This window comes from Ottowia sp. (assembly GCF_035444425.1).
GTDB lineage: Bacteria > Pseudomonadota > Gammaproteobacteria > Burkholderiales > Burkholderiaceae_C > Ottowia.
The window spans coordinates 39,447-46,563 of the sequence record NZ_DAOMOQ010000027.1 but is presented as its reverse complement, the minus strand read 5'-3'; the positions used below and the strand labels follow the sequence as shown (position 1 = coordinate 46,563).

At 68.0% G+C, this 7,117-nt stretch carries 8 protein-coding genes; all 8 read right to left on the bottom strand.

The window, feature by feature from the left end; translation table 11 throughout:
* Positions 1 to 361, bottom strand: a 361-nt coding sequence (locus PK606_RS11345; RefSeq protein ID WP_324563971.1) for a Mur ligase domain-containing protein, incomplete at its 3' end; no start/stop codon positions are given.
* On the bottom strand, positions 361 to 2,133 hold the full coding sequence (locus PK606_RS11340; RefSeq protein WP_324563969.1) for a peptidoglycan D,D-transpeptidase FtsI family protein: 1,773 nt from the start codon (positions 2,131 to 2,133) through the stop codon (positions 361 to 363). The genes PK606_RS11345 and PK606_RS11340, both read right to left, overlap by 1 nt.
* Positions 2,130 to 2,450 carry a cell division protein FtsL gene (gene ftsL, locus PK606_RS11335; RefSeq protein WP_324563967.1) on the bottom strand — a complete coding sequence of 107 codons (321 nt, stop codon included), beginning with the start codon at positions 2,448 to 2,450 and terminating at the stop codon, positions 2,130 to 2,132. The genes PK606_RS11340 and ftsL overlap by 4 nt, the downstream gene beginning before the upstream one ends.
* Positions 2,447 to 3,472: a 16S rRNA (cytosine(1402)-N(4))-methyltransferase RsmH gene (gene rsmH / locus PK606_RS11330; RefSeq protein WP_324563964.1), complete on the bottom strand. Its 1,026-nt coding sequence runs from the start codon at positions 3,470 to 3,472 to the stop codon at positions 2,447 to 2,449. Before rsmH ends, ftsL begins: the two co-directional genes overlap by 4 nt.
* A 13-nt stretch (positions 3,473 to 3,485) precedes the next feature.
* Positions 3,486 to 3,914: a division/cell wall cluster transcriptional repressor MraZ gene (gene mraZ, locus PK606_RS11325; protein WP_324563962.1), complete on the bottom strand. Its 429-nt coding sequence runs from the start codon at positions 3,912 to 3,914 to the stop codon at positions 3,486 to 3,488.
* A gap of 375 nt (positions 3,915 to 4,289) precedes the next feature.
* The gene (gene hslU / locus PK606_RS11320; RefSeq protein ID WP_324563960.1) at positions 4,290 to 5,624 is read right to left on the bottom strand and encodes an ATP-dependent protease ATPase subunit HslU; all 1,335 of its coding nucleotides are present in this window, start codon (positions 5,622 to 5,624) and stop codon (positions 4,290 to 4,292) included.
* 39 nt (positions 5,625 to 5,663) lie between these two features.
* On the bottom strand, positions 5,664 to 6,209 hold the full coding sequence (gene hslV / locus PK606_RS11315) for an ATP-dependent protease subunit HslV (RefSeq protein WP_324563957.1): 546 nt from the start codon (positions 6,207 to 6,209) through the stop codon (positions 5,664 to 5,666).
* 76 nt (positions 6,210 to 6,285) lie between these two features.
* Positions 6,286 to 6,987: an RNA polymerase-binding protein DksA gene (dksA, locus tag PK606_RS11310; RefSeq protein WP_324563955.1), complete on the bottom strand. Its 702-nt coding sequence runs from the start codon at positions 6,985 to 6,987 to the stop codon at positions 6,286 to 6,288.
* Positions 6,988 to 7,117 lie beyond the last annotated feature (130 nt).

Sequence of the window (7,117 nt, the reverse complement as noted above, 5' to 3'; positions counted from 1 at the left end):
GCCACCAGGCCGACGAGGTCTTGCCGTTGGTGCCGGTGATGGCCAGCACGTCGAGCGCGCGCGACGGCGATTCGTAATAGGCGTCGGCGATCGGGCCGGTGGTCGCCTTGAGCTGCACACAGCTGGCGATTTCGGCCCGATCGAAGCCGAAGGCCTCGACCCCCTCGCGCTCGACCACGCAGGCACGCGCCCCCTGCGCCAGCGCCGCCGCCACGAAGCGCCGCCCATCGGTGGCTGCCCCCGGCCACGCGATGAAGCCATCACCCGGCTGCACCTTGCGGCTGTCGGTCTGCAGCACGCCGTGCACACGCGCGCGCAGCCAGCGAGCGGCTTCCTGGGGGGTGTGAAGCGCCGTCGTCATCAGAACGGCTCCGGCACCTGCTCGGCCACGATCTCGGGCTTGACCGCCACGTCCGGCTGCACGCCCATGATGCGCAGCGTCTGCTGCACCACCTCGCTGAACACCGGCGCCGCCACGGCGCCGCCGTAGTAGACGCCGTTGCTGGGCTCATCGACCATCACGGCGACGATCACGCGCGGTTGCTCGATCGGCGCCATGCCGGCGAACCAGGCGCGGTACTTGTTGCTAGCGTAGCCCTTGCCCTGCTGCTTGCGCGCCGTGCCCGACTTGCCGCCGACCGAATAGCCCACGGTCTGCGCGCGCTGGCCGGTGCCGCCTGGCCCGGCCGCCAGCGCCAGCATCTTGCGCACCGCGCGGGCGTTCTTCTCCGAGAACACCGGCGTGCCGTCGACCGGCTGGCCGCTCGGGCTCTTCAGCAGCGTCGCCGGAATCACGCGCCCGTCGTGCGCGAAGGCGGTGTACGAATGCGCCATCTGGAACAGCGAGGCCGACAGGCCGTAGCCGTAGGCCATGGTGGCCTGCTCGACCGGCTTCCAGCTCTTCCACGGACGCACGCGGCCGGTCGCCGCACCCGGGAACGCCAGGTCCGGCTTCTGGCCATAGCCGAGCGCGGTATAGGTGTCCCACATCTCGCGCGGCGTCAGCTTCTGCGCGATCTTCAGCGAACCGATGTTGCTCGACTTCTGGATCACGCCTTCCACCGTCAGCGAACCGTAGTTGCGCGTATCGCGGATGGTGAAGCGGTCCAGCTGGTAGGAGCCGGGCGCGGTCGGGATCACAGTCTGCGGCGTCACCCTGCCGGCTTCCAGCGCCATCGCCACCGTGATCGGCTTCATCACCGAGCCGGGCTCGAAGGTGTCGGTGAGCGCGATGTTGCGCAGCTGCGAGCCGGTCAGCCGGCTGCGGTTGTCGGGCGAATAGCTCGGATAGTTGGCCAGCGCCAGCACCTCGCCGGTCAGGGCATCCAGCACCACCACACTGCCGGACTTGGCCTTGTGCTGGGTGACGGCGTCGCGCAGCTTCTGGTAGGCGAAGAACTGCACCTTGGAATCGATCGACAGCTGGATGTCCTGGCCATCGATCGGCGGCACGTCGTCGCCCACCGACTCGATCACCCGGCCCAGGCGGTCCTTGTAGACGCGGCGCGAGCCGGGCTTGCCGGCCAGCTGCTTCTCGAACGACAGCTCGGCACCTTCCTGGCCCTTGTTCTCGACGTTGGCGAAGCCGATCACGTGCGCCGCCGCCTCGCCCTCGGGATAGCGGCGCTTGTATTCCTTGCGCTGGTAGATGCCGGCGATGCCCAGCGCGGCGATCTGGTCGGCGACCGACTTGTCGACCTGGCGCCGCAACCAGGCGAAGTTGCGCTCGCCGGCGTCGAGCTTCTTGTTCAACTCCGCCGGCGGCATGCCGAGCAGCTTCGCGAGCTGCTGCAGCTTGGCCTGCTGCTGCTGCCGGGCCGACGGCTCGAGCTTGTCGAGTTCCTTGCGCACGCCTTCCGGGTCGGCCCAGATGCCGGGCGCCACCACGCTGGAGGCCAGCAGCAGGCCGTTGCGGTCGTAGATGCGGCCGCGGCTGGCCGGCAGCTCGATGGTGCGCTCGAAGCGCACCGCGCCCTGGCGCTGGAAGAAGGCGTTGTCGATCACCTGCACGTAGGCGGCGCGGGCGATCAGCACGATGAAGGCCAGCGCCAGCATGGCGACGATGAACTTGCTGCGCCACACCGGCGTCTTGGACGCCAGCAACGGGCTGGCGGCGTAGCTGATGTTCCTCATGGCCGACCCTCCGGCGCGGCCGCCGATGCCGGCACCGCCACCACCGACACCGCCATGGCCGAGTTCACGTACTCGGTGATGGCCGGCGTCACCGTGCGCATCGCCAGCTTGTCCTGGGCCAGCCGCTCGACCCGCAGGGAAGTCGCCTGGGCGCGCTTTTCCACCTGCAGGCGACTGTGCTCGGTGTCGAGCTGATGCGCCTCGGCCTGGGCCCGGTGCAGCTCGGTGGTCAGGGTGCGCGAGTCGTACTGCACCCGCACCAGGTACAGCGCCGAGAAGACCAGCGCGACCAACAGCACGATCGACAATCTGGTCACGACTGACCCCCACGCGTCACGGCTGCGCCTGTTGCGCTGCCCCCCGAGGGCGCCTTCGCCGCCTTGGGGCGGCCCGGCGGCGGCTCGATGCTGCCATGCATGGCCGCTGGAAGATCGGCCTCGGTGCGCTCGGCCACGCGCATGATGGCGCTGCGCGCGCGCGGGTTGGCGGCCACCTCGGCGGCGGAGGGACGCACGCGCGCCAGCGCGCGCAGCAGCGCCGGTGCCGGCTCGGCGAACGGCGCGCGCCGGTCCACCACCGCGCGCGAATGCCGCGCGATGAACTGCTTGACGATGCGGTCTTCCAGCGAATGGAAGCTGATCACCACCAGCCGACCTCCGGGTTGCAGTGCATGCAGGCAGCCTTTCAGCGCCTGCCCGAGCTCTTCAAGCTCGGCGTTGATGAAAATCCGAACAGCCTGGAACGTGCGCGTGGCAGGGTTCTGGCCCGGCTCGCGGGTCCGGACCGCACCAGCCACGAGTTCGGCCAGTTCTGCGGTGCCGGCCACGGGGCCGTGCTCCCGCCGACGCGACACAATCGCCTTTGCAATGGCGCCAGCAAACCGCTCCTCGCCGTATTCACGAATCACCTCCGCAATCTGCTGCTGCTCGGCCGTCGCCAGCCACTCGGCCGCGCTCTGGCCGCGCGTCGGGTCCATGCGCATGTCGAGCGGACCGTCGGCACGAAAAGAAAAACCCCGCGCGGGGTTGTCGATCTGCGGCGAGCTGATGCCCAGGTCCATCAGCACCCCAGCCACACTGCCCGGTGGCAAGTCCTCCAGCGCGGCGAAACCCTGGTGCCGGATCGAGAAACGCGCGTCCTCGATGCGCGCCGCCTCGGCCAGCGCCTCCGGGTCCTTGTCGTAGGCCAGCAGGCTGCCCTGCGGCGCCAGCCGCCGCAGGATCAGGCGCGCATGGCCGCCACGACCGAAGGTGGCGTCCACGTAGCGCCCCTGCGGATCGGTGACCAGCGCATCGACCGCCTCGTGCAACAGGACCGTGGTGTGTGACCATGTGCTCACCCGCCTCCATCCCCTAGAACGCGAAGTCCTCGAAGGCCTCCGGCATGCCGGCCTGCATGGCCTCGGCTTCCTTGGCTTCGTAGCTGGCCTTGTCCCACAACTCGAAGTGCTGGCCCATGCCGAGCAGCATCAGCTCGCGCGTCAGGCCGGCGGCCTGGCGCAGCTCGGGTGACACCAGCACCCGGCCGGTGCCGTCCATCTCGACGTCCTGCGCGTTGCCCAGGAAGATGCGCTTCCACCACTGCGCCGACATTGGCAGCTGGGCAATGCGCTCGCGGAACTTCTCCCACTCGGGGCGGGGAAACACCATCAGGCAGCCGTGCGGGTGCTTGGTGATGGTGAGCTGGCCAGCAGCGGTCGCCGTCAGGACGTCACGATGCCGGGTCGGCACCGACAGCCTCCCCTTTGCATCCAGACTCAGCGATGACGCCCCTTGAAACACGCGATCCCCCGATGACAAGTGCAACGATGAAGTGATGACGCCACTTTTCCCCACTTAATTGCACTTTTTTGCACTGTAGCAGGAATTACCGGGAGCGCAATCGCGCCGCACAAATTATTTCAATGAAATCAACGCGTTAGCCAACTTATGCACGGGATATCCAAGATGAATTCTCTTTAATATGAGCAACTTAGCGAGCACAGTCAAAGTGCATGACGAGGCAATTGTGGATAACCCCTATGCAGCCGGATTCGAGCCGGCGCGCGCAGCCACCGTCGGGCGCCCAGGCGGGCGGCGACGCCGATGGCACCGGATCAAGAAGGCGCAGGTGGTGCGCTCACGCTGGAGGCCGGCGCAGCGACGGCGGCGAGCGCGTCAGAGGATGTAGCGCGACAGGTCCTCGTCGCGGCTGAGCGCCTGCAGACGGGCATCGACGTAGGCGGCATCGACGGTCACCGTCTGCCCCTCGAGCCGGGTGGCTTCGAAGCTGACCTCGTCGAGCAGCCGCTCCATCACCGTCGACAGGCGGCGCGCGCCGATGTTCTCGGTCGATTCGTTGACGGCGCAGGCGATCTCCGCCAAGCGCGAGATACCCTCGGGCGTGAAGGCGAGCGTCACGCCCTCGGTCGCCAGCAGCGCCTGGTACTGGCGCACCAGGTTGGCATCGGTCTGCGTCAGGATGGCCTCGAAGTCCTGCACCGTGAGCGAGCTGAGCTCGACCCGGATCGGCAGCCGGCCCTGCAGCTCGGGGATGAGGTCACTCGGCTTGGACAGGTGGAAGGCGCCTGAGGCGATGAACAGGATGTGGTCGGTGCGCACCATGCCGTACTTGGTGCTCACGGTGGTGCCCTCGACCAGCGGCAGCAGGTCGCGCTGCACGCCCTGGCGCGACACCTCGGCGGTGCTACCGCCCTCGACGTTGCGCGAGGCCACCTTGTCGATCTCGTCGATAAAGACGATGCCATTTTGCTCCAGATTCTGTAGCGCCTGGACGCGAATCTCGTCCTCGTTGACCAGCTTGCCGGCTTCCTCGTCGACCAGCAGCTTCATGGCCTCGCCGATCTTCACGCGCCGCAGCTTGCGCCGCGCCGCGCCCAGATTGCCCAGCATGCCCTTGAGCTGCTCGGCCATCTCCTCCATGCCCGGCGGCGTCATGATCTCCATGCTGGGCGCCGGCTGGGTCAGCTCCAGCTCGATCTCCTTGTCGTCGAGCTGGCCCTCACGCAGCTTCTTGCGGAAGCCTTGGCGCGCGGCGCCATCGCTGCTGGGCGCATTGCTGCCGTCGGCGTTGCGCGCCGGCGGGATCAGCACGTCGAGGATGCGCTCCTCGGCCAGGTCCTCGGCGCGCGTGCGCTGCGCCTTCATGGCCTGCTCGCGCTGCTGCTTGACGGCCATCTCGGCGAGGTCGCGGATGATCGAGTCGACGTCCTTGCCGACGTAGCCGACCTCGGTGAACTTGGTCGCCTCGACCTTGATGAAGGGCGCGCCCGCCAGCCGCGCCAGCCGGCGCGCGATCTCGGTCTTGCCGACGCCGGTGGGGCCGATCATCAGGATGTTCTTGGGCGTGATCTCGGGCCGCAGCCGCTCGTCGACCTGCTGGCGCCGCCAGCGGTTGCGCAGCGCGATGGCAACCGCGCGCTTGGCGTCCTGCTGGCCGACGATGTGGCGGTCGAGTTCGGAGACGATCTCCTGGGGGGTCATCGAGGACATGGCCGACTCAAAAAATCATGGGGCAGACGGCCCCGGTCATCACAGCGTTTCGATGGTGTGATGCATGTTGGTGTAGATGCACAGCTCGCCGGCGATCTCCAGCGCCTTCTTGACGATCTGGTCAGCCGGCAGCTCGGTGTGCTCGAGCAGGGCGCGTGCCGCCGCCTGCGCGTAGGCGCCGCCGGAGCCGATGGTGACCAGGCCGTATTCGGGCTCCAGCACGTCGCCGTTGCCGGTGATGATCAGCGAGGCTTCCTTATCGGCCACCGCCAGCATGGCTTCCAGCCGGCGCAGCACACGGTCGGTGCGCCAGTCCTTGGTCAGCTCGATGGCGGCGCGCGTCAGGTGGCCCTGGTGCTTTTCCAGCTTGGCCTCGAAGCGCTCGAACAGGGTGAAGGCGTCGGCCGTGGCGCCGGCGAAGCCCGCCAGCACCTGGCCGTGGTAGAGCTTGCGCACCTTGCGCGCCGAGCCCTTGACGACGATGTTGCCCAGGGTGACCTGGCCGTCGCCGCCGATCGCCACCTGCCAGCCGCTTGGCGTCTGGCGCCGCACGCTGACGATGGTGGTGCCGTGAAATGCTTCCATGGGATCGACATAGGGGCGCGCGGTGGCTTCTCAAGCGCGCCAGACCATCAAGTCCGGCTGGCGCGCGAGTGCCGCATCAATCCCCGAACATCTTCTGCTTCAGCTCGCGGCGCTGCTGCGCCTCCAGCGACAGCGTGGCGGTGGGACGCGCCAGCAGGCGCGGCACGCCGATCGGCTCACCGGTCTCGTCGCAGTAGCCGTAGTCGCCCGAATCGATGCGGGCGATCGACTGCTCGATCTTCTTCAGCAGCTTGCGCTCGCGGTCGCGCGTGCGCAGCTCCAGCGCGTGCTCTTCCTCGATGGTGGCGCGGTCGGCCGGATCGGGCACCACCACCGTGTCCTCGCGCAGGTTCTCGGTGGTCTGGCCGGCGTTGGCCAGGATGTCGTTCTTCAGTTCGACCAGCTTCAGGCGGAAGTAGGCGAGCTGCTTGTCGTTCATGTACTCGCTGTCGGGCATGGCGATGACTTCGTCGTCGCTCAGCGCCTCGACCGGCTTGGTTTTCCAGTTGTTGGCCAGCTTGGGGTCTTTCCTGACCGCAATCGGCACCGGGGGCGTAGCAGCAATGGGCATGGGCAAAATCTTGGGTGGCGCCATCGGCGGAGCCTGCCTGACCGGCGTCGGGGCAACGGCCCGCTTGCGGGCGGCGGCCTTCTTGGCCGGTGCGGCGGTCTTGGCGGGCGCCTTCTTCGCAGCCGGCGCCTTGGCCGCCGCGGCGGGTGTCTTCTGGGCGGGCGTCGCCTCGGATTGGGCGGGTTTCTTGGCAGCCGCAGCGTTCACTTCATCTGTCTCCTGTCGGGATTCGCGCCGTGACGCGCCAGCCCCAACCGAACATCCAGCGGACGAAGCATGGTCTTTTTCGTCCGTTACACGCCCTGTTCTTGGACCTTCTTGGGCGACGGTCGGCAAT